This window comes from Janibacter sp. UYMM211, assembly GCF_040547045.1.
GTDB classification, from domain to species: Bacteria; Actinomycetota; Actinomycetes; order Actinomycetales; family Dermatophilaceae; genus Marihabitans; species Marihabitans melonis.
On the sequence record NZ_JBEPOY010000001.1, the window covers coordinates 338,355 to 359,620 of the forward strand.

Genomic DNA, 21,266 nt, shown 5'->3' on the forward strand with positions numbered 1-21,266 from the left:
GCGCTCGTCGCACCTCGACCAGCGAAGCGGTGCAGGCTCAGCGGGTGCGGGCGGCGACGCGGCGCACGGCGAGTCCCTGGAGGACGAGCGACGCGGCGAGGCAGGCACCGACCCCTTCGCCCGAGCGCAGCCGCAGCGCGAGCAACGGCTCGAGACCGAGCTCGCGCAGGACGAGCGCGTGGGCGCGCTCGCGGCTCACGTGCCCCGCGAGCAGGTACGCCTGCGCCGCCGGCTCGAGGCGTGACGCGACCAGCCCCGGCAGCGACCCGGCGAGGCCGTCGAGCACGACGGGCGCGCCTGCCGCGGCCGCACCGAGGGTGACCCCGGTGAGCAGCGCGATCTCCGGTCCGCCGAGCACGGCGAGGAGGCGAAGGGGGTCGCGCTCCCCTGCGGTGCGGGCGAGAGCGGACGCGACGACCTCGCGCTTGCGCGCGACCATCGCGGCGTCCGAGCCGGAGCCCAGGCCGACGGCGTCCTGCGGCTCGAGGTCGAGCAGGGCGCAGGCGAGGGCGGCGGCCACCGTCGTGTTGCCGACACCGACCTCGCCGAGGCACACCAGACCCCTCGAGCCCGCGGACCGCCCGATCTCACGGCCGGCGGCGAGCAGGTCCGCGACGTCGGTGTCGCTCATCGCGTCGGCCGTCGCGAGGTCACCGCGCACCCCGGCCGGGCGGGCGTCGTGGGCGCCGCGCACCGGCGCGGCGACCCCGGCGTCGACGGCGACCACGGCGAGCCCGGCACCCGCAGCGGTCGCGGCGCCGAGCGAGCTGCCGGCCACCGTCGCCGAGAGGACGTCGTGCGTCGTCTCGGACGGGTAGGCGCTCACGCCGAGCGAGGTCACCGGGTGGTCGGCCCCGGCGAGCACGAGAGTGCCGCCGACGACGTCGCCCGCCCCGACCGCGAGCACCCGGCTCAGGGCGCGGTCGAGCACGCCGAGCGACTCCGGCGGCGAGAGCAGCTCGTCGGCGGCGTCGGTCGCGCCGACGAGACGCTCGGGCTGCGGGCCGCGCAGGTGCGAGACGGGTCGGGCGGGCTCGCCCTCGTCGGCGGGCCAGCGCTCGCGCACGACCACCTCCTCCAGCGGCGCCCGACGCGACCACGCCGCGCGCTCCAGCCCCGGTGACGGGGGCCGCTCGTCGGGCCAGCCGAGGCACAGCCAGCCGAGGGTGACGACGCCGTCGGGCAGGGCGAGCAGGTCGGCGAGCTCGTCGGGCTCGAAGAGGGTCACCCAGCCCATCCCGAGCCCGTGCACGCGGGCGGTGAGCCACATGTTCTCCACCGCGGTCGCGCACGACCACAGGTCGGCGTCGGGGTAGGTCGCCCGGCCGAGGACTCCCCCGGCCGGGACGCGCCGGTCACACGCGACGACGACGCCGACCGGCGCCTCGCGCAGGCCCTCGAGCTTGAGGTCGAGCATGCGCGCCGCCCGCTCCGAGGACAGGTGGGCGGCCTGCTGCGCCCGGCACCGGTCGGCCATCGCCGCGGCCCGGTCCCGGGTGGCGGGGTCGGTGACGACGACGAAGCGCCAGGGCTGCGAGTGCCCGACGCTCGGCGCCCGGTGGCCGGCCTCAAGGACCGCGGTGAGCAGCTCCTCGGGCACCAGGTCGGGTCGGAAGCGACGGATGTCGCGGCGCCCGGCGACGACCGCGGCGAGCGCCTCGGTGACGTCCTCGCCCATCGCCCAGCCGGCGGGGTCCTCGCGCCGCTGCGCCGCGCTGCTGGTGTCGCCGATCGTCGGGACCGGTCGGGCGTAGCGCCCGGTCCCCCCTTCGCGACCCGTCACCGCGTCGCGCTCGGACACCCCTTCGCCCTCGGTCACGCCCGGGCGTCCACCGCGCCGCCGACGCCCACGACGTCGTCCGCGTCGTCCTCGAGGTCGCCCTCGACGTCGAGGTAGACCTGCTGCATCTGGGTGATGACCTCGGGGTCGGGCTCCTGCCACAGACCGCGCTCGACGGCCTCGGTGAGCTTCTCGACGATGCCGCGCAGCGCCCACGGGTTGGCCCGGCGCATGAAGTCCTGCGTCGTCTCGTCGAGGACGTAGTCCTTGGCGATCCGGTCGTACATCCAGTCGTGCACGACCCCGGCGGTGGCGTCGAAGCCGAAGAGGTAGTCGACCGTCGCCGCGAGCTCGAAGGCGCCCTTGTACCCGTGGCGCTGCATCGCCGAGATCCACCGCGGGTTGACGACGCGGGAGCGGAAGACGCGGTTGGTCTCCTCCTGCAGCGTGCGGGTGCGCACGGCGTCCGGCGAGGTGGAGTCGCCGACGTAGGCCTTCGGCTCGGCGCCGGTGAGCGCACGGACGGTCGCGACCATGCCGCCGTGGTACTGGAAGTAGTCATCGCTGTCGAGGATGTCGGACTCGCGGTTGTCGACGTTCTTCGCCGCGACCTGGATGCGCCGGTAGGTGCGCTCCATGTCCTCCGCGGCCGGCGCGCCGTCGAGGTCGCGGCCGTACGCGTAGCCGCCCCACGCCGTGTAAACCTGCGCGAGGTCGTCGTCGCTGCGCCATGTGCCCGACTCGACGACCTGGAGGATCCCCGCGCCGTACGACCCGGGCTTCGAGCCGAAGATCCGGGTGCGCGCGCGCCGCTCGTCGCCGTGGTCGGCGAGGTCGGCGGCGGCGTGGGCCCGCACGTGGTTGTCCTCGTCGCTCTCGTCGAGCCCGGCGACGAGCGCGACGGCGTCGTCGATGAGCGCGATGACGTGGGGGAAGGCGTCGCGGAAGAATCCGGAGATGCGCACGGTGACGTCGACGCGCGGTCGGCCGAGCTCCTCGAGCGGGATGGGGGCGAGCCCGGTGACCCGGCGCGACTGCTCGTCCCACACCGGCGTGACGCCGAGCAGGGCGAGGACCTCGCCGATGTCGTCGCCGGAGGTGCGCATCGCGGAGGTGCCCCACATCGACAGGCCGACGCTGCGCGGCAGCTCGCCGGTGTCCTCGAGGTAGCGCGCGAGGAGCGAGTCGGCCATCGCGGTGCCGGTCTGGTAGGCCAGGCGCGAGGGGATGGCCTTGGGGTCGACCGAGTAGAAGTTGCGCCCGGTCGGGAGCACGTTGATCAGCCCGCGAAGGGGGGACCCGCTCGGCCCGGCGGGGACGTAGCCGCCGTCGAGGGCGTGCAGGACCATGGCGAGCTCGCGCTCGGTGCCCGCGAGGCGCGGCACGACCTGGGTCGCGGCGAACTCGAGGACGTCGACGACGCCGGCCGCGGCGTCCTCGTCGAGATCGGGCTCGATCCGCGCGACGACGCCAGCGGCGGCGTCGGCCCGCCAGTCGGCGGCCGCCAGGCCCTCGACGAGGCGACGGGCCCGCCCTTCGACCGCGTCGGTCTCGACGGTGCCCGCGTCCTCGGCGAGGCCGAGCGCGGCGCGCAGGCCGGGGACCGAGCCGACCTGGCCGGAGAAGACCTGGGCGGCGCGCAGGACCGCGAGGACGAGGTTGACGAGCTCGTCGCCCTGGGGCGCCTGGCCGAGGACGTGGAGGCCGTCGCGGATCTGGACGTCCTTGATCTCGCACAGCCAGCCGTCGACGTGCATGACGAGCTCGTCGAAGCCGTCGGCGTCGTCGAGGTCGACGTCCTCGAGCCCGAGGTCGACGTGCATCTGCGCCGCGTGGATGAGCTGCCAGATCTCGCCGCGCAGGGCCGGCGCCTTCGCCGGGTCCATGACCGAGACGTTGCCGTACTCGTCGAGGAGCTGCTCGAGGCGGGCGATGTCGCCGTAGGACTCGGCGCGCGCCATCGGCGGCACGAGGTGGTCGACGATCGTCGCGTGCGCCCGGCGCTTGGCCTGGGTGCCCTCGCCGGGGTCGTTGACGAGGAAGGGGTAGACGAGCGGCAGGCTGCCGAGCGCGGCGTCGGTGCCGCACGAGGCGGACATCGCGAGGTTCTTCCCCGAGAGCCACTCGAGGTTGCCGTGCTTGCCGACGTGGACGACGGCGTGGGCGCCGAACTCCTCCTCCACCCAGCGGTAGGTCGCGAGGTAGTGGTGCGTCGGCGGCAGGTCGGGGTCGTGGTAGATCGCGATGGGGTTCTCGCCGAAGCCGCGCGGCGGCTGCACGAGGAGCGCGACGTTGCCCCGCACGATGGCGGCGGTGACGATCTCGCCCGTCGCGTCGCGGGTCGTGTCGACGAAGACCTCGCCGGGCGCGTCGCCCCAGTGCTGGGTCATCGCCTCGCGCAGGTCGGCGGGGAGCGCGTCGAACCAGCCGCGGTAGCGCTCGGCCGGGATGCGCACCTGGGCGCCCTCGACCTGCTCCTGGGTGAGCCACTCCTCGTCCTGGCCGCCGGCGGCGATGAGCTCGTGGATGAGCGCGTTGCCGCACGTCGTGTCGGGGGCCTCGCCCTCGACCTCGGGCATCGGGTCCATGCCGACGAAGCCCTCGCCGAGGTCGTACCCGGCCTCGCGCATGAGGCGCAGCAGGCGGATCGTCGACACCGGGGTGTCGAGGCCGACGGCGTTGCCCAGGCGGGAGTGCTTCGTCGGGTAGGCGGACAGGACGAGGGCGATCTTGCGCTCGGCGACGGGGGTCGAGCGCAGCCGGGCGTGGTTGACCGCGATGCCGGCGACCCGGGCGGCCCGCTCGGGGTCTGCGACGTAGTGCGGCAGGCCCTCGTCGTCGATCTCCTTGAAGGAGAAGGCGACCGTGATGAGCCGCCCGTCGAACTCGGGGACGGCGACCTGGGTCGCGACGTCGAGGGGGCTCATGCCGTCGTCGGAGTCCTGCCAGTCGGCCCGGCTCCACGTGAGGCACAGGCCCTGCAGGATCGGGATGTCGAGCGCGGCGAGGCGCTCGACGTCCCACGCCTCGTCGTCCTCGCCGGCGGAGGCGGTCGCGGGCTTCGTGCCGCCCGCGGCGAGGACCGTCGTCACGAGCGCGTCGAGGGTGCCGAGGTGCTCGAGCAGCCCGTCGGGGGCGTCGCGCAGCGACGCGGAGTGCACGACGACGCCGTGCCCGCCGGCCGCGTCGATCGCGTCGGCGAGCGCGTGCGCGTAGGCGGTGTTGCCCGCCGCGTACTGGGCCCGGTAGATGAGCACGCCGACGCGCGGGCGGACCGCGCCGTCGGGCAGCGGCTCGGGCTCCGGGCGCTCGAGGACGCCCCACTGCGGCAACGCCTTCGGGGCCTCGAAGCCCTCGCCGGTGAGCAGGAGGGTGTCGCCGAGGAAGGCGTGCAGCTGCGCGACGTTGTCGGGGCCGCCCTCGGCGAGGTAGCGGTGGGCCTCGGCGACGACGCCGGCCGGCACGGTCGACATCTCCATGAGCGCCGCGTCGGGCTCCTGGGTGCCGCCGACGACGACGAGCCGCGCGCCCTGCTCGGCGAGGTGGCGGAAGCCGCTGCACAGGTCGTCCGGGGTGCCGAGGATGCGGGCGACGACGACGTCCGCGGAGGCGATGAGCTCGCCCATGTCGGTGTGCCCGGGACGGGCGGGGTTGGCCAGCACCACGTCGATCCCGTGGGTGCGAGCAGCCTCTCGGGCGCTCAGCAGGTCGGTGTCGGAGGTGGACAGCAGGGCGAGCGTGGTCACGTCGGTGACTCCTCTGGCAGGGATCCGCGCCCCGCAGTCGAAGGGAGGGACCCAGACGTGTCGTCCGGGCCGGCCGACCAGGCGTGTCTGACTCGCGAAGGGAGATTCGCTCACAGTGGCGGGACCGTCCCGGAGTCGCACCGGGTTCCGCGCAGATCGACCGAGACGCACCCTACCGGGGTCGCCCGGTGTCCCCGCGAGGTGCGTCGGCGAGGGCCCTCGGGGTGCCCCCGGGGCATCGGCGAGAGGTCGGCGCGACGCGTAGGCTGCACCGCCGTGACCACCCGATCGCCCGCTCGCGACGGCGCCGACCGGTGCCCGGGGCTGCTCTCCCCCTTCGTCTCGGCGGACGGCGCGATGGTCCGGCTGCGGGTGCCCGGCGGTCGCGTCGCCGCCGCCGATCTCGTCGAGATCTCCTCTCTCGCAGGCAGATTCGGCGACCCCGATGTCACGCTCACCTCGCGCGGCAGCCTCCAGCTGCGCGGTCTGCCGAGCCCGCTCCCCCGCGAGCTCGTCACCGCGATCGGCGCGCTCGGACTCGTCCCGTCGGCGGCGCACGACAAGGCACGCAACGTCGTCGCCGACCCTGCGCCCGCCCTCGACGACCTCGTCCGTGCGCTCGACGAGGCGCTGCTCGCCGACGACGCGCTCGCCGCTCTGCCCGGGCGCTTCCTGCTCGCCGTCGCCGCGCCCGGCGGGGCCGTGCTCGGCGAGCCGTGGGACGTCGCGGTCGTCGACGAGGGGGCGATAGCGCGCGTGCTCGTCGACGGACGCGCCCTCGTCGTGCCCCGCGCGGACGCCGCGACGACCGTCCTCGACGTCGCGCGCCGCTTCCTCGCCGTCCGCGGCGGGGAGCGGGTGTGGAACGTCCGCGACCTGACCGCCGAGGACCGGGCGGCCCTGCTGCCGGGGGGCTCCCCCTTCGTCGTCGACGTCGGGCCTCCTCCCCCCGCCGGCCCGCTCGGCGAGGATCTCGTCGTCCTCGTGCCGCTGGGTCTGCTCACCCCCGCCATGGCCGCCGCGCTGGCGGGGACGGCGACCGCGGCCGCGGGCGGCCTCACACCTCCCCTGCGGATCACCCCTTGGCGCTCGGCCCTCGTCCCGGGAGGCGCTGCGCGCGCCCGCGAGCTCGCCGCCGCCGGCCTCGTCGTCTCCCCCGGCTCGCCGTGGGCGGTGCTCACGGCCTGCGCCGGGGCCCCCGCCTGCGCCCGCACGAGGACGCCGACCCGAGAGCTGGCCCGCGCGGCGGCGCCTCTCGTCGACCCCTTCGGCCCGCCCGTCCACGTCATCGGCTGCGACCGGGCGTGCGGGCACCCCGCTCGCCCGCACACGACCGCGCTCGACCCGACCTGCGCCGACGACGTCGTCCGCGCGCAGCGCCGCACCCCTGAGGAGCCCACGTGACCACCCTTCGCCGACCGACCCGGCGGCACGACTACGTGACCGACGGCCAGGAGATCTACCGGCGCTCCTTCGCGATGATCCGCGAGGAGACCGACGTCTCCGGGCTGCCGGCGAGCCTGCACGGCGCGGCCGTGCGCATCGTCCACGCTGCCGGCGACGTCGAGATCACCCGTGACATCGCCGCGCACCCCGAGGTCGCGACGGCGACGCTCGCCGCGCTCGTCGCCGGGGCACCCGTGCTCACCGACAGCAACATGCTCGCCTCGGGCGTCACCCGCCGGCGGCTGCCCGCCGACAACGACGTCGTGTGCACGCTGCGCGACGAGCGCGTGCCGGGGCTCGCCGCGGCGTGGGAGACCACCCGCGCCGCCGCCGCCGTCTCGTTGTGGGAGGACCGGCTCGAGGGCGCTGTCGTCGCGATCGGCAACGCCCCGACCGCGCTCTTCCACCTCCTCGAGATGCTCGCCGACGGCGCGCCCCGGCCGGCGGCGATCATCGGGATGCCCGTGGGCTTCGTCGGCTCCGCCGAGTCGAAGGTCGCGCTCGCCGAGCACGACCTGCCCGGCAGGCCCGTGCCGTGGCTCGTCGTCCACGGGCGTCGCGGCGGCTCGGCCATGGCGGCCGCGGCCCTCAACGCGCTCGCCAACCCGGACGAGCTCGCATGAGCGAGGAGGCGCGGGGGCGCTTCTACGGCGTGGGGATCGGGCCCGGCGACCCCGAGCTCGTCACCCTCAAGGCCGCCCGGGTCATCGCCGAGGCCGACGTCGTGGCGTACCACGCGGGCACCGGCAAGCAGTCGATGGCGCGCTCCATCGCCGCCGACCTCATCCCCGAGGGGGTGCTCGAGGAGGAGCTGCGCTACCCCGTGACGACGGGCTTCACCGACCACCCGCGGGGCTACTACGGCGCGCTCTCGGACTTCTACGACGAGTGCGCCGACCGGCTCGAGGCGCACCTGGCCGCCGGGCGCTCGGTCGTCGTCCTCGCCGTCGGCGACCCGCTCTTCTTCGGGTCCTTCATGTACGTCCACGACCGGCTCAGCCCGCGCTACCCGACCGAGGTCGTGCCCGGGATCACCGCGCTGTCGGCGGCCACCGCCGCGGTCGCGACCGGTCTGTGCCGGCACGAGGACACCCTCACGGTGCTGCCCGGCACGCTCGCCGTGCCCGAGCTGGCCCGTCGGCTCGCGGACACCGACGCCGCGATCATCATGAAGCTCGGGCGGACCTTCACCGGGGTGCGCGAGGCGCTGCGCCAGGCGGGGGTGCTCGAGCGCGCGGTCTACGTCGAGCGCGCGTCCGGCCCGGGCCAGGTCGTCCTACCCGCGGCGGAGGTCGACGAGGGCCGGGTGCCGTACATGTCGCTCGTCGTCGTGCCCGGCGAGGGGCTGCGCGACGACGCGGCCGGTCGGGCCGCGGACTTCGCCCGGCTGACCGCCGGGTCGCCCGAGGTGGCGGACCCCCCTTCGTCCCCGGGCACGGTCCACGTCGTCGGGCTCGGCCCCGGCCCGGACCACTGGCTCACCCCGCAGGCCTCGCAGGTGCTCGCCGAGGTCGACCACGTCGTCGGCTACGCGCCCTACGTCGCCCGGGTGCCGCAGCGCGAGGGCCTGACCCGTCACCCGTCGGGCAACTCCGTCGAGGTCGACCGCGGCCGGCTGTGCCTCGACCTGGCCCGGCGCGGGGAGCACGTGGCGCTCGTGTCCGGCGGCGACGCCGGGGTCTTCGGCATGGCGACGGCGCTCTTCGAGGCGCGGGAGGCGGCGCTGCGCGAGGACGAGGGCTTCGGTCACGTGCCGGTGCACGTCGTGCCGGGCGTCACGGCCGCGCACGCCGCGAGCGCGCTCGTCGGCGCGGTGCTCGGAGGTGACCACGCCCTGGTCAACCTCAGCGACAACCTCAAGCCGTGGGAGGTCCTCGCCGACCGGCTCACCGCGCTCGTCACGCGGGACATCAGCGTCGCGCTCTACAACCCGCGCTCGCGCTCGCGCCCCGACACCCTCGGCGCCGCGCGCGACCTGCTCGTCGACGCCGTCGGCCCGGACCGGGTCGTCGTCGTCGCCCGCCACGTGGGGCGCGAGGAGGAGTCGGTGATGGTGACGACCCTGGGCGGGCTCGACGTCGACGCCGTCGACATGGGATGCCTCGTCGTCGTCGGTGCCTCGACGACCCGGGTCGACGCCGACGGTCGGGTCTGGACCCCGCGCTCGATCGGCTGAGCCCTCAGGCCCAGAAGGGCGGAGGTCCTGCCGGTGCGTCCGCGCGGGGCGAGGGCAGCCGCGCGCCGTCTCCCCACCCCTTCGCCCAGGTCGGCAGGGCCGAGGGCGGCGGCTCGACCCGCAGGAGGGACCACAGCCGGTCGGTGTCGACCCCGCGACCGCGCTGGAGGAATCGCATCCGCACGAGGGCCTGCGCGCACACCTGGCCGTCGACGACGAAGCGCTGCTCGAAGGTCACGCTCACGCGGTCCCACCCCGCCACCGCGCTGTGCAGCTCGAAGGCCTGGAGCGGGCGCAGCGACGTGCGGAAGGTGATCGTCTCCTGCATGACGACCGGCGAGAGGCGGTGCCGCAGCTGCGGGCGCGCCCACCCCGAGCGCACGGCGAGGTCGAGCCGGCCGAGGTCGGCGATCGAGAGGTAGACGCCGTTGTTCATGTGCCCGGCGAGGTCGATGTCGTTGAGCAGCACCCGCAGCGGCAGGACGGCGTGCTCCCCCGGGCCGACGGGTCCGCGACGCCGGGCGGTCGTGACGGTCCAGGCGGTGCGCAGCAGGCGGTTCAACTCACGGTCCTCGGGGTGGGTGGCGGGGCGGGGGCCATCCTCCCCCGAGCCCCGTGCCGGCCCGCGCGCGGGGCGCTCAGCAAGACTTACCCCTGGTGAGCAGGAGTTGCGTACTCATGCTCAGCGGGGGTTTATCGGGTCACCCGAGAAACCTGGGGCGGGTGGGACTCGGCTCGGGGGCGGGTGGGACTCGGCTCGGGGGCGAAGGGGGTCAGCGGAGGCCGCCGTCCTCGGCCGCCCGGGCCGCGGCGGAGGGGCCGGCCGCGCGCAGCCGCGAGTAGAGGTGCGACTCGACGAAGCCCTCGGCCCGCAGGGCCCACCCGACGAGGACGACCGCGGCCTGGCGGATGTCGTGCGCCTCGACCTGGTCGGCGATGTCGGCGAGGGTCCCGTGCAGCACGAGCTCCTCGGGCTGCTCGACGCGGTAGGCGACGACGGCGGGGCAGTCCTCGCCGTAGTGCACCGCGCAGCGCTGTGCGAGCTCGCGCACCCGCCGCACGGCGAGGTGGAGCGCGAGGGTCGCGCCGGTCGCGGCGAAGGCCTCAAGGCTCTCGCCCGTCGGCATCGCCGTCGAGTCGCGCTGGGCGCGGGTGACCACGACCGACTGCGCGACCTCGGGCACCGTGAGCTCGCGCCCGATCCGGGCGGCGGTCGCCGCGTAGGCCGCGACCCCGGGCGTGACGTCCCACGGCACGCCCGCGGCGTCGAGGCGGCGGGTCTGCTCGGCGAGCGCCGAGTAGACGGACGGGTCGCCGGAGCACAGCCGGGCGACGTCCTCGCCGCGCCCGTGCGCCGCGACGACCTCGGCGACGATCGCGTCGAGGTCGAGGTCCTGGGTGTCGACGAGACGGGCGTCGTGGGGGCAGTGCTCGAGCACCGCGGCGTCGAGATAGCTGCCCGCGTAGAGGCACAGCCGGCTCTGCGCGAGGAGCCGCGTTGCCCGCAGCGTGAGCAGGTCGGCGGCACCGGGGCCGGCGCCGATGAAGTGGACGGTCATGACGCTCCGTGGGGTCGGGTGACGGCGAGCTGGACGACGGCGCGGGCGGGGGTCCACGACAGGTAGCGACCGAGCGGGACCGCCCGCTCGACGCTCACCCGGGTGAGCTCGCCGCCGGTACGGCCGTGGGTGGCGACGAGCGCGCCCTCGCCCTCGAGGGTCACGGCGTGCGCGACGAGCCGCCCGCCGGCGGGCAGCGCCTGCCAGGCCCGCGCGAGCAGGTCCTCGTCGAGCCCGCCGCCGACGAAGACGGCGTCGGGGGTGGCGAAGGGGGTCAGGTCGGTCGTCGTCGTGTCGCCGACGACGACCTCGACACGCCCGGCCAGACCGAGGGCGGCGACGTTGTCGCGGATGCGCTGGGCTCGGGTGGGGTCGCGCTCGACGCAGGTCGCGCTCGTCCGCTCCGCGGCGAGGCACCACTCGAGGGCGACCGAGCCGTTGCCGGCGCCGAGGTCCCACAGGTGGGCACCGGCGGTGGGGCGCAGGCGGGCCAGGGCCGAGGCCCGCACGTCGCGCTTGGTGAGCTGGCCGTCGTGGGCGATGAAGTCCTCGGGGCGACCCGGCACGGGTCCCGCGGTCGGCGAGACCGCGGCGGGGTCGTCGGCGCGCACCTCGACGCAGCAGAGCACGAGGTCGTCGGTCCGACCGGCGAAGGCGTCGGCCCGCTCGCTGCGGGCTCCCTCGTCCGGACCGCCGAGGTGCCATCGTGCGGTGAGCGTGCTCGCGCCCCAGCCGCTCTCCGCGAGCAGGGCGCCGAGGCGCGCGGGGTCGGCGCCGTCGGAGCACAGGACGACGAGCCGGGCGGCGGGGGCGAGATGGGACAGGACCGCGCGCAGGTCGCGCCCGACCGCCGTGACGACCGTCGCGCTCTCCGCGGACCAGCCCTGGCGCGCCCGCGCGAGGGCGTCGCTGCCCACCGCCGGGTGGACCCGCACGGCGTCGGCCCCGAGCAGGTCGACCAGCGTCGTCGCGATGCCGGAGCGCAGCGGGTCGCCGCTCGCGAGGGCGACGGCGTCGCCCGTCGCCCGCAGCAGCTCGGGCAGACCGGCGCGAAGGGGGCTCGGCCAGGGCACGAGCTCGGCGCCGGGTGCGTGGGGACCCAGGAGGTCGAGGTGGCGGCGCCCGCCGATGAGGGTCGACGCACCCGCGACGAGGCGGCGACGCGCCCCGTCCAGGCCGTCCCACCCGTCGTCACCGACACCCACGACCTCGATCACGGTCGCCCACCCTAGGCCCCTTCGCGGTTGTGAGAGGATCGCGCCCGGCGCAGCCAACCGAGGAATCCGGTGCGAATCCGGAGCGGTCCCGCCACTGTCACGGCCCTCTGGGCCCGAGCCAGACACTCGGTCTGCACCCGTCACCGTCACCCGCGGCGACGTCATCGACCGGCGAGCGTGGACACTCGCCAGGAGGCAGCCGTGACGGCTCTCGGCCAGCGCACCCCGACCTACCCCTTCACCGCCCTCGTCGGCGCCGACGAGCTGACGACCGCCCTGCTCCTCAGCGCGATCTCCCCGGAGATCGGAGGGGTGCTCGTGCGCGGCGAGAAGGGCACCGCGAAGTCGACCGCCGTGCGCGCCCTCGCCGCCGTGCTGCCCGAGCAGCACGTCGCGCTCGGCTGCCGCTTCGGGTGCGACCCCGACCGTGCGGAGGACTGCCCGGACGGCCCCCACGACGGACCCGGCACGACCCGGCCGGCCCGTCTCGTCGAGCTGCCCGTTGGCGCCACCGAGGACCGCGTCGTCGGCTCGTTGGACCTGCGTCGCGCGCTCGGCGAGGGCGAGGCCGCCTACCAGCCCGGCCTGCTCGCCGAGGCGCACCGCGGGATCCTCTACGTCGACGAGGTCAACCTCCTGCACGACCACCTCGTCGACGTCCTGCTCGACGCCGCCGCGATGGGCCGCAACACCGTCGAGCGCGACGGGGTCTCGATCTCCCACCCCGCCCGGATCACCCTCGTCGGCACGATGAACCCCGAGGAGGGCGAGCTGCGCCCGCAGCTGCTCGACCGCTTCGGGCTCACCGTGCACGTCGCCGCGAGCCGCGACCCCCGTGAGCGGGCCGAGGTCGTGCGTCGCCGGCTCGCCGCCGACGCCGACCCGGTGGGCTTCGCCGCCGGCTACGAGCGCTCCGAGGTCGAGCTCACCGAGCGCATCGCCGCCGCCCGCGCCGGCGTGCGCGAGGTGGTCCTCGACGAGCGGACGCTGCGCACCGTCGCCCGGGTGTGCGCCGGCTTCGACGTCGACGGCCTGCGCGCCGACATCGTCACCGCCCGCACGGCGGTCGCCCACGCGGCCTGGCAGGGACGCACGCACGTGACCCGCGAGGACATCCGTGCCGCGGCCCTGCTCGCCCTGCCGCACCGCCGCCGGCGCTCCCCCTTCGACGCGCCCGGTCTCGACGAGGACCTCCTCGACCGGCTCCTCGACGAGGAGCCGGAGGACGACCCGCCCGGCGGCGACGAGCCCGAGGACGGCCCCGACGAGCAGCCCGATGGCGGCCGGCCCGACGACGAGCAGCGCGACGGCGACGGCCGGACCACCGGCGGACCGTCCCCCACCCCCGACGGGTCCGACGACACCCCGCCGAGCGGGCGCGCCGACAGCCCTCCCGAGCCGAGCGCCGAGGACCACGGAGCGCAGGACCCGGCCGACCCCTCCGACGCGCAGGCCGCTCCCCCCACGGGCGGTGCCGCCGCGCCGGTCGGGACCGCGAGCGCCCAGGCGCCCTACCGCGCCCGCCGCCTCGAGCTCGCCGGTGTCGGGTCCGGTCCCTCGGGCCGCCGCTCCCCCGCGCTCACCCCGCGCGGCAGGGTCGTCGGCACGCACCCGGCCGGCCAGGAGCCGGCGGGCGCGCCCGTGCACCTCACCGCGACGCTGCGCGCCTCCGCCGCACGACGGGCCGCCCGCACCGGGCCGGCCCGCGTCACCGGCGGCGACCTGCGCCACGCCGTGACCCGCGGGCGAGAGGCAAACCTCGTGCTCCTCGCCGTCGACGCCTCCGGCTCGATGGCCGCCCGCCGCCGGATGGGCGAGGTCAAGACGGCTGTGCTCTCCCTGCTCCTCGACGCCTACCAGCGCCGCGACCGGGTGGGTCTGGTGACCTTCCGGGGCGCGCAGGCCGAGGTCGCCCTGCCGCCCACCTCGTCCGTCGACGCCGCCGCTGCGCGGCTCGCGCAGCTGCCCCACGGCGGGCGCACCCCGCTCGCCGAGGGCCTGACCCAGGTCGCCCGGGTCGTCGCCCGCGAGCAGGTCCGCGACCGCCACCAGCGCGCGCTCGTCGTCGTCGTCACCGACGGCCGGGCCACCGCCGGGGCGGATGCCCTCGCCCGCGCCCGGGTCGTCGCCGACGGCTGGTCGCGCGCCGTGCCGACCGCGCAGACCGTCGTCGTCGACTGCGAGTCCGGCCGTTTCCGCATGGGCCTGGCCGCCGACCTCGCCCGGCGCATGGGCGCCGAGCACATCGCCCTCGAGCAGGTCGCCGCGAGCGGTCTCGTCGAGATCGTCACCGACCGCACGGGCACCGGGCGCACCGGCCGGAGCGCCGCCTGATGGCGCAGGGACGCACCCCCGTCACCCCGGCCGACGGCCTGACCACCCGTCAGCGCCGCACCTCGCCCCTCGTCGTCGTCCACGGCGGGTCCGGCAAGGGCAAGTCGACCGCCGCCTTCGGGCTCGCCCTGCGCGGGTGGAACCAGGGCTGGTCGATCGGGGTCTTCCAGTTCGTCAAGTCCGCGAAGTGGCGGATCGGCGAGGAGGAGGCCTTCGCGGCGCTCGGCCGGCTCCACGAGCAGACCGGCGAAGGGGGCCCGGTCGAGTGGCACAAGATGGGCTCGGGGTGGTCGTGGTCGCGCAAGGCGGGATCCGAGGAGGACCACGCCGCCGACGCCCGCGAGGGCTGGGCCGAGATCAAGCGCCGGCTGTCCGAGGAGACGCACACCGTCTACGTCCTCGACGAGTTCACCTACGTCATGAAGTGGGGCTGGGTCGACGTCGACGACGTCGTCGAGACCCTGACGAGCCGCCCGGGCTACCAGCACGTCGTCATCACCGGTCGTGACCCGCACCCGCGCCTGCTCGAGATCGCCGACGTCGCGACCGAGATGACGAAGATCGCCCACCCCTTCGACCGCGGTCAGAAGGGTCAGCGGGGCATCGAGTGGTGAGGGAAGCGCGAGTGGTGAGGGACGCGCGAGTGGTGAGGCAAGGGCGAGAGGTGGCCCTGCCCCGGGTCCTCGTCGCCGCCCCCGCGTCCGGCCACGGCAAGACGACGATCGCCGTGGGCATCATGGCCGCGCTCTCCCGTCGTGGGCACGTCGTCGCCCCGGCGAAGGTCGGCCCCGACTACATCGACCCGGGCTACCACGCCCTGGCGACCGGCCGCCCGAGCCGCACGCTCGACCCGTGGTTGGTCGGCGAGGAGCGCGTCGCACCCCTGCTCGCCCGCGGCGCGACCCACCCGGTCGCCGCGGACGTCGCCGTCCTCGAGGGCGTCATGGGTCTGCTCGACGGCCGCCTGGGCACCGACGGCTTCGCCTCCAGCGCGCACGTCGCCGCCCTCACCCGCACCCCCGTCGTCCTCGTCGTCGACATCAGCTCGACCTCGCGCACCGTCGCCGCCACCGTGCTCGGGCTCACCCGGATCGACTCCGCGCTCGAGGTCGTCGGCGTCGTCCTCAACAAGGCCGGCACCCCGCGTCACGGGGCCGAGGCCCGCCGCGCCGTCGAGGGCGTCGGCGTGCCCGTCTGGGGAGTGCTCCCGCGCGACGCGGCGATGCACGTGCCCTCGCGTCACCTCGGCCTCGTCCCCGCCGCCGAGCGCGGCCGGGCCGCCGCCACCCTCGACCACATCGCCGGGGTCGCCGAGCAGCACCTCGACCTCGACGCCCTGCTGACGGCGGCCGCGGGCGCACCGCCCCTGCAGACGACCCCGTGGTCGCCCGCGCAGGCCCTCGGCCGCGAGCCCGCACCCCTGCCCGACGACGCCCCGGTCGTCGCCGTGGCCGGCGGGCGCGCCTTCACCTTCCGCTACCCCGAGACCGTCGAGCTGATCCAGGCCGCCGGCGCCCGCGTCGTCGAGGTCGACCCCGCCCGCGACACCGTGCTGCCCGAGCGGACGCGCGGTCTCTACCTCGGCGGCGGCTTCCCCGAGGTGCACGCCCGCGCCCTCGCGACGAATCGCGAGCTCGTCGGCCAGATCGGCGCGGCCGTCGCCGCCGGCATGCCCACCGTCGCCGAGTGCGCCGGCATGCTTTACCTCGCCCAGAGCCTCGACGACCACCCGATGATCGGCTCGCTGCCCGCGCGAGCCGCGATGGGGCGACGGCTCACCCTCGGCTACCGCGAAGGGGTGTCCCTCACCGACTCTGTCATCGGCCCCGCCGGCACGACGGTCACCGGGCACGAGTTCCACCGCACGACGACCGACCCGCCCGCGGGCACGTCCGCCGCGTGGCGGCTCGGCGAGCGCGACGAGGGCTTCGCGCTCGACCCCGCCGGCACCGGCCGCGCGACCCTGATCGCCTCGTACCTCCACACCCACTGGGCCGGCTCCCCCGCCGTCGCCTCGAGCTTCGTCGACGCCGTACGCGAGCACGACGCGAGGCGCGGAGCGGGAGGGGTCGCCCCGACTCAGGGGCCGACCCAAGACCTCGTCGGGCGACGTGACCCGATGACCGAGGGCGCACCGCGAGGCCCCAAGGGGCACCCCTCCCGCACCGCGCCGACCCGAGGGATGAGCCCGTCCGGCGCCGGTGCGTCCCAGGAGACGCCGGTCGACCCCTTGCGGCATCACGGGGATGCCGAGGTCGCCGAGGAGCTCGTCGACCTCGCGGTCAACGTGCGGCTCGAGCAGCCGCCGGCCTGGCTGGCGGCAGCCCTGCGCGACGAGCTCGACGCGGTCGCCGCGTACCCGGACCCGACCGCTGCGCGGGACGCCCTGGCCGCCCGGCACGGGCTGCGACGCGAGCAGGTGCTGCCGACGAGCGGCGGTGCCGAGGCCTTCACGCTGCTCGCCCGGGCGCTGCGCCCGCTCGACGCAGTCGTCGTGCACCCGCAGTTCACCGAGCCCGAGGCGGCGCTGCGCGCTGCCGGGCACGAGGTACGGCGGGTCCTGCTGCGGGCTGATGAGGGCTTCGCGCTGACACCGGACGCGCTCGCCGAGATCGGCGACGCGGACCTCGTCGTCGTCGGCAACCCCACGAACCCGACGGGCGTGCTCCATCCCGCCGACGTGCTGCGCTCGCTGGCGCGGCCCGGGCGGGTGCTGCTCGTCGACGAGGCCTTCGTCGACGCGGTCCCGCACGAGGCCGAGACGCTGCTCACCGGCGACCTCGACGGGGTGCTCGTCGTGCGCTCGTTGACGAAGACCTGGGCCGTCGCCGGGGTGCGCGCCGGGTACCTCGCGGGCGACCCCGAGCTCGTCGCCGCGCTCGCCGCGCACCAGCCGCACTGGTCGGTCGGCTCGCTCGCCCTGCGGGTGATGACCGAGACCGCGACCCCGCGGGCGCTCGCCGAGGCCGGCCGCGCCGCGCAGGAGACGGCGGTCTGGCGTCGTCACCTCCTCGACGGGCTGCACGCCCTCGGCGTGCCGACGGCGGGGGCCGACGCCCCCTTCGTCCTGGCCCAGGTGGGCACCGGTGTGCACGCCGCCCTGCGCGACGCCGGCTGGGCCGTGCGTCGCGGTGACACCTTCCCCGGGCTGGACCCCACCTGGGTGCGGGTCGCCGTGCGCGACCCGCTGACCGTCGACGGCCTGCTGCGCGAGCTGGGCCACCTGCTGCACCGGAGGACCGCATGACGACGACCCCCACGACGACGACCGGACGGGTGCTGCTCGTCGGCGGCGGGCCCGGCGACCCCGGCCTGCTGACGATCGCCGGTCGTGACGCCCTCGCGGTCGCCGACGTCGTCGTCACCGACCGGCTCGCCCCGCTCGCGGCGATCGTCGAGCACGCCCCGCAGGCCGAGGTGATCCACGTCGGCAAGATCCCGCGCGGCGACTTCACCCCGCAGGAGCGGATCAACGAGCTGCTCGTCGAGCACGCGCTCGCGGGGCGGACGGTCGTGCGGCTCAAGGGCGGCGACGGCTACCTCTTCGGCCGCGGCGGCGAGGAGTGGCAGGCCTGCGCCGTCGCCGGGGTGCCGGTCGAGGTCGTGCCGGGCGTGTCCTCCGCCTTCGCCGTCCCGGCCCTCGCCGGGATCCCGGTGACGCACCGCGGGCTCTCGCAGGGGGTCGTCGTCGTCTCGGGGCACGTCGCCCCCGAGGACCCGCGCAGCGAGGTCGACTGGGCGGCGCTCGCGACCTCGCGGCTGACGATCGTCGTCCTCATGGGCGTCGCGACGCTCGGGTCGATCGCCCGGGCGCTCGTGGCGGCCGGCATGCCGGCCGACACCCCCGCGGCGTGCGTCGCCGACGGCGCGAGCCCGCAGCAGCGCAGCGTGCGCGCCCCGCTGTCGGGCATCGCGGCCGCGGCCGACGAGGGAGACTTCGCCCCTCCGGCGATCACCGTCATCGGCGACGTCGTCGCCGCTCTCGACCCGGTCGCACCGGCGGGCACGTGAGCCTCGACGCCGGGCTGCGGCTGGCGGTCGGGACCTTCACACGGATCCCCAGCGGCGAGGTCTCGACCTCCCCCGCCGCGGCCCGTTCCGCCCTGCTCCTCGCCCCCCTGGCCGTCCTCCCGCTCGCGGCGCTCGCCGGGCTCGTCGGCGCCGCCGTCGAGATCGGGCTGCCCCCGCTCGTCGCGGCCGGGCTGGTCCTCGGCCTGCTCGCCCACGGGTCGCGCGGCATGCACCTCGACGGCCTCGCCGACACCGTCGACGGGCTCGGCGCGGGGTGGGACCGCGAGCGCGCGCTCGCCGTGATGCGCACCGGCGACGTCGGGCCGATGGGCGTCGTCGCGCTCGTCGTCGTCCTCCTCGTCCAGGCCGCGTCCGTCGCCCACCTGCTCGCGCACGGCTGGCGCGGCGCGCTCGTCGTCGCCGCGCTCGTCGTCGCCTCGCGCGCGACCTGCGCCCGGATGTGCACGACCGGCACGACCGCGGCACCCGCCTCGAGCCTGGGCCGGGTCTTCGTCGGCACGGTCACCCCAGCCGCGTCCGGGCTGCTCCTCGCGGCCGTCGCCGTCGTCGTCGTCCTCGCCGCGCTCCCCCTGGCCGCGTCGACCGGCGAGCTCCCCGCGGTCCTCGCAGGCGCCGCCCTCGCCGTGCTCGTCGCGAGCCAGCTCGCCGTCGTCCTGCGCGAGCGTGCCGCTCGCACCTTCGGCGGGGTCGGCGGCGACGTGCTCGGCGCCGGGGTCGAGGTCGCCCTCACCGCCTCGCTCGTCGTCATGACGGTGGCGTCATGAGCGCCCGCGTGCTCGTCACCGGTGGCGTGCGCTCCGGCAAGTCCCGTCACGCCGAGTCCCTCCTCCTGCCCCCGCACCTCGACGACCGGGCCCCGGTCACCTATCTCGCGTGCGGCCCGCAGCGCGACGACCCCGACTGGGCCGCGCGGGTGCAGGCGCACCGAGATCGCCGGCCGGCCACGTGGACGACGCTCGAGAGCACCGACGCCGCCGCCGCGCTCACCGCGGCGACCGGACCGGTGCTCCTCGACTGCCTCGGCACGTGGCTCACGGCCCAGCTCGACGAGATCGACGCGTGGGAGAGCCCGCAGGAGCAGTGGGAGGCCGAGCTCGACGCGCGCGTCGACGCCCTCGACGCGGCCTGGCGCTCGGCCCCGCACGTCGTCGCGGTGACCAACGAGGTGGGTTGGGGCGTCGTCCCGGCCTACCGCTCCGGACGCGTCTTCGCCGACCGGCTCGGCATGCTCGGCCAACGGCTCGCCCGCAGCGCCACCCGCGTCGACCTCGTCGTCCTCGGGCAGGTCCTGACGATCAAGGACGAGCCGTGACGCGGGTCGACCCGGTCGCCCTCGGTCTCGTCCTCGGCTGGGCCGCGGACCAGGTGCTCGGCGACCCGCGACGCGGGCACCCCGTCGCGCTGCTCGGCTCGTGGGCCGGCGCCGTCGAGCGCCGCACCTACCGCGACGCCCGGCCCGCCGGGGTCCTCACCGAGGTCGTCGTGCTCGCCCCCGTGCTCGTCCTCGGGGCGGCCGCCGGCCGTCTGCCCGCCCCGGCACGGTGCGCCGCGACGGCGGCCCTCGTCTGGACCGCCCTCGGCGGCACGAGCCTCGGGCGAGAGGGCACCGCCGTGCACGACCTGCTCGTGGGCGACGACCTGCCCGGGGCCCGCACCCGGGTGCGCAACCTCGTCGGGCGCGCGACCCAGGACCTCACCGCCGACGAGGTCGCCCGGGCTGCGCTGGAGTCCGTCGCCGAGAACTCCTCCGACGCCGTCGTCGGCACGCTCGTCTGGGGAGCGCTCCTCGGCCCGGTCGGCGTCGTCCTGCACCGCGGGGCGAACACCCTCGACGCGATGCACGGCCACCGCAGCCCGCGCTACCACCGCTTCGGCTGGGCGGCGGCCCGCACCGACGACGTCCTGGGCTGGCTGCCCGCGCGGGTGACCGTCCTCGCGACGGCGCTGGCGGCACCCGCCCGGGCGGGGCAGGTGCTCGCCGTCGCGCGGCGCGACGGCCGCGCGCACCCCAGCCCGAACGCCGGTCCGGTCGAGGCGGGCTTCGCGGCCGCGCTCGGCGTGCGCCTCGGCGGGCGCAACGTCTACGAGGGCGCCGTCGAGGACCGGGGCGTCCTCGGGTCGGGGCCCCGCCCCACCGCGGCCGACCTGCCCCGCGCGGTGACGCTCGCCCGACGGGTCGGGGTCGTCGCGCTCGTCCTCGCCGCCGGCGCGCGCCAGGTGCTCAGCGCCCGGAGGTGACCTGCTCGACCCACCGGGTCGCCTGCTCCGCGTCGACCGCCTCGATCACCCCGTCGGCCCGCCGCGGGCGGGCGACGACGACGACCGGGACCCCCACCCGGCGGGCGGCCTCGAGCTTGGCCTGCGTGTAGCGGCCGCCCGAGTCCTTCGTCAGCAGCACGCCCACCGCGTGGTCGCGCAGGAGCGCCTCCTCGGCGGCGACCTCGAAGGGTCCCCGCGAGCGCAGCACGGTCCAGGTCTGCGGCAGCGGCTCCTCCGGCGGCTCGACGAGCCGCACGAGCACCTCGCGGCGCGCCCACGGGCCGACGTGGTGGTGCAGGGTCTGCCGCCCGGTCGTGACGAAGGGGGTTCCCCCGGCCCGGTCCGCCGCCTCGCGGGCGGCCTCGTGGCTCTCAACCCAGGTCCACGTCGCCGCGTCCGGGTGGTCCGCCCAGCCGGGGCGGGCCAGCCGCAGCAGCGGCAGCCCCACGGCGTCGCAGGCCGCCGCCGCGTGCGCACCCATCGTCGCGGCGAAGGGGTGGGTGGCGTCGACAACCGCGCTCACGTCGTGCTCCCGCAGCCACCGGACGAGGCCGTCGGCCCCGCCGAAGCCGCCGACGCGCACGGGCCCGACGGGCAGGCGGGGCTGCGAGACCCGGCCGGCGAGCGAGGAGGTGAGGGGCACCCCCTTCGCGTCGAGACGGGCCGCGAGGTCCCTCGCCTCGGCGGTGCCGCCGAGGACGAGCACGTGCGTCATGG

16 protein-coding genes and 2 riboswitches are annotated in these 21,266 nt (G+C 76.5%); of the genes, 10 read left to right on the forward strand and 6 right to left on the reverse strand.

From position 1 onward, the window contains the following. Nucleotides 1–37 precede the first annotated feature (37 nt). Together bluB and cobN are read right to left on the reverse strand one after the other, a co-directional pair. The gene (gene bluB, locus ABIB53_RS01525; RefSeq protein ID WP_354586844.1) at nucleotides 38–1,819 is read right to left on the reverse strand and encodes a 5,6-dimethylbenzimidazole synthase; all 1,782 of its coding nucleotides are present in this window, start codon (nucleotides 1,817–1,819) and stop codon (nucleotides 38–40) included. Next, entirely contained in the window at nucleotides 1,816–5,526 is a 3,711-nt protein-coding gene (gene cobN, locus ABIB53_RS01530; protein ID WP_354586846.1) for a cobaltochelatase subunit CobN, read from the reverse strand. The genes bluB and cobN overlap by 4 nt, the downstream gene beginning before the upstream one ends. Nucleotides 5,527–5,609: 83 nt before the next feature. Next, nucleotides 5,610–5,675, reverse strand: a riboswitch (cobalamin riboswitch). Nucleotides 5,676–5,802: 127 nt separating this feature from the next. Between cobN and ABIB53_RS01535 the strand changes: the two genes are divergently transcribed. Genes ABIB53_RS01535 through ABIB53_RS01545 form a run of 3 tightly spaced genes read left to right on the forward strand, consistent with a single transcriptional unit; the run spans nucleotide 5,803 to nucleotide 9,148 of the window. After that, a complete protein-coding gene (locus ABIB53_RS01535) occupies nucleotides 5,803–6,930 on the forward strand; it encodes a ferredoxin-like domain-containing protein (protein WP_354586847.1) in 1,128 nt (375 codons plus the stop codon). Next, nucleotides 6,927–7,595 carry a precorrin-8X methylmutase gene (locus ABIB53_RS01540; protein ID WP_354586848.1) on the forward strand — a complete coding sequence of 223 codons (669 nt, stop codon included), beginning with the start codon at nucleotides 6,927–6,929 and terminating at the stop codon, nucleotides 7,593–7,595. Before ABIB53_RS01535 ends, ABIB53_RS01540 begins: the two co-directional genes overlap by 4 nt. After that, complete coding sequence (locus ABIB53_RS01545; protein WP_354586849.1) at nucleotides 7,592–9,148, forward strand: precorrin-2 C(20)-methyltransferase; 1,557 nt, start codon at nucleotides 7,592–7,594, stop codon at nucleotides 9,146–9,148. Before ABIB53_RS01540 ends, ABIB53_RS01545 begins: the two co-directional genes overlap by 4 nt. 4 nt (nucleotides 9,149–9,152) lie before the next feature. Here ABIB53_RS01545 and ABIB53_RS01550 read toward each other — a convergent pair whose 3' ends face one another. The 3 genes from ABIB53_RS01550 to cbiE form a co-directional block, all read right to left on the reverse strand. Beyond that, on the reverse strand, nucleotides 9,153–9,710 hold the full coding sequence (locus ABIB53_RS01550; protein WP_354586850.1) for an acyl-CoA thioesterase: 558 nt from the start codon (nucleotides 9,708–9,710) through the stop codon (nucleotides 9,153–9,155). A gap of 211 nt (nucleotides 9,711–9,921) precedes the next feature. After that, nucleotides 9,922–10,707: a cobalt-precorrin-4/precorrin-4 C(11)-methyltransferase gene (locus tag ABIB53_RS01555; RefSeq protein ID WP_354586851.1), complete on the reverse strand. Its 786-nt coding sequence runs from the start codon at nucleotides 10,705–10,707 to the stop codon at nucleotides 9,922–9,924. Beyond that, entirely contained in the window at nucleotides 10,704–11,924 is a 1,221-nt protein-coding gene (gene cbiE, locus ABIB53_RS01560; RefSeq protein ID WP_354586853.1) for a precorrin-6y C5,15-methyltransferase (decarboxylating) subunit CbiE, read from the reverse strand. The genes ABIB53_RS01555 and cbiE overlap by 4 nt, the downstream gene beginning before the upstream one ends. Nucleotides 11,925–11,942: 18 nt before the next feature. Continuing rightward, a riboswitch (cobalamin riboswitch) is annotated at nucleotides 11,943–12,073 on the forward strand. Between the two features lie 52 nt (nucleotides 12,074–12,125). Between cbiE and ABIB53_RS01565 the strand changes: the two genes are divergently transcribed. From ABIB53_RS01565 to cbiB, 7 genes are read left to right on the forward strand one after another with little or no spacing between them, the layout of a single operon-like run. After that, a complete protein-coding gene (locus ABIB53_RS01565) occupies nucleotides 12,126–14,258 on the forward strand; it encodes a magnesium chelatase subunit D family protein (RefSeq protein ID WP_354586854.1) in 2,133 nt (710 codons plus the stop codon). Continuing rightward, complete coding sequence (gene cobO / locus ABIB53_RS01570; protein WP_068274825.1) at nucleotides 14,258–14,872, forward strand: cob(I)yrinic acid a,c-diamide adenosyltransferase; 615 nt, start codon at nucleotides 14,258–14,260, stop codon at nucleotides 14,870–14,872. Before ABIB53_RS01565 ends, cobO begins: the two co-directional genes overlap by 1 nt. 50 nt (nucleotides 14,873–14,922) lie before the next feature. Then, nucleotides 14,923–17,505, forward strand: a complete 2,583-nt coding sequence (gene cobBC / locus ABIB53_RS01575) for a bifunctional hydrogenobyrinic acid a,c-diamide synthase/histidinol phosphate aminotransferase CobBC (RefSeq protein WP_354586856.1) — start codon at nucleotides 14,923–14,925, stop codon at nucleotides 17,503–17,505. After that, nucleotides 17,502–18,269: a uroporphyrinogen-III C-methyltransferase gene (gene cobA, locus ABIB53_RS01580; RefSeq protein ID WP_354586858.1), complete on the forward strand. Its 768-nt coding sequence runs from the start codon at nucleotides 17,502–17,504 to the stop codon at nucleotides 18,267–18,269. Before cobBC ends, cobA begins: the two co-directional genes overlap by 4 nt. After that, nucleotides 18,266–19,054, forward strand: a complete 789-nt coding sequence (locus ABIB53_RS01585) for an adenosylcobinamide-GDP ribazoletransferase (protein ID WP_354586859.1) — start codon at nucleotides 18,266–18,268, stop codon at nucleotides 19,052–19,054. The genes cobA and ABIB53_RS01585 overlap by 4 nt, the downstream gene beginning before the upstream one ends. Further along, entirely contained in the window at nucleotides 19,051–19,602 is a 552-nt protein-coding gene (locus tag ABIB53_RS01590; protein WP_354586860.1) for a bifunctional adenosylcobinamide kinase/adenosylcobinamide-phosphate guanylyltransferase, read from the forward strand. Before ABIB53_RS01585 ends, ABIB53_RS01590 begins: the two co-directional genes overlap by 4 nt. Continuing rightward, a complete protein-coding gene (gene cbiB, locus ABIB53_RS01595) occupies nucleotides 19,599–20,528 on the forward strand; it encodes an adenosylcobinamide-phosphate synthase CbiB (protein WP_354586861.1) in 930 nt (309 codons plus the stop codon). Before ABIB53_RS01590 ends, cbiB begins: the two co-directional genes overlap by 4 nt. Here cbiB and ABIB53_RS01600 read toward each other — a convergent pair. Beyond that, nucleotides 20,512–21,264 (reverse strand): cobalt-precorrin-6A reductase, encoded by a 753-nt coding sequence (locus ABIB53_RS01600; RefSeq protein ID WP_354586862.1) that lies wholly within the window; start codon nucleotides 21,262–21,264, stop codon nucleotides 20,512–20,514. The genes cbiB and ABIB53_RS01600 overlap by 17 nt on opposite strands. Nucleotides 21,265–21,266: the final 2 nt, after the last annotated feature.

Bases quoted from the DNA above. Each gene is read 5' to 3' on its own strand.
- ABIB53_RS01545 (WP_354586849.1), top strand. From the start codon at position 7,592: ATGAGCGAGGAGGCGCGGGGGCGCTTCTACGGCGTGGGGATCGGGCCC.
- cobA (WP_354586858.1), top strand. From the start codon at position 17,502: ATGACGACGACCCCCACGACGACGACCGGACGGGTGCTGCTCGTCGGC.
- ABIB53_RS01555 (WP_354586851.1), bottom strand. From the start codon at position 10,707: ATGACCGTCCACTTCATCGGCGCCGGCCCCGGTGCCGCCGACCTGCTC.
- ABIB53_RS01600 (WP_354586862.1), bottom strand. From the start codon at position 21,264: ATGACGCACGTGCTCGTCCTCGGCGGCACCGCCGAGGCGAGGGACCTC.
- cobO (WP_068274825.1), top strand. From the start codon at position 14,258: ATGGCGCAGGGACGCACCCCCGTCACCCCGGCCGACGGCCTGACCACC.
- ABIB53_RS01590 (WP_354586860.1), top strand. From the start codon at position 19,051: ATGAGCGCCCGCGTGCTCGTCACCGGTGGCGTGCGCTCCGGCAAGTCC.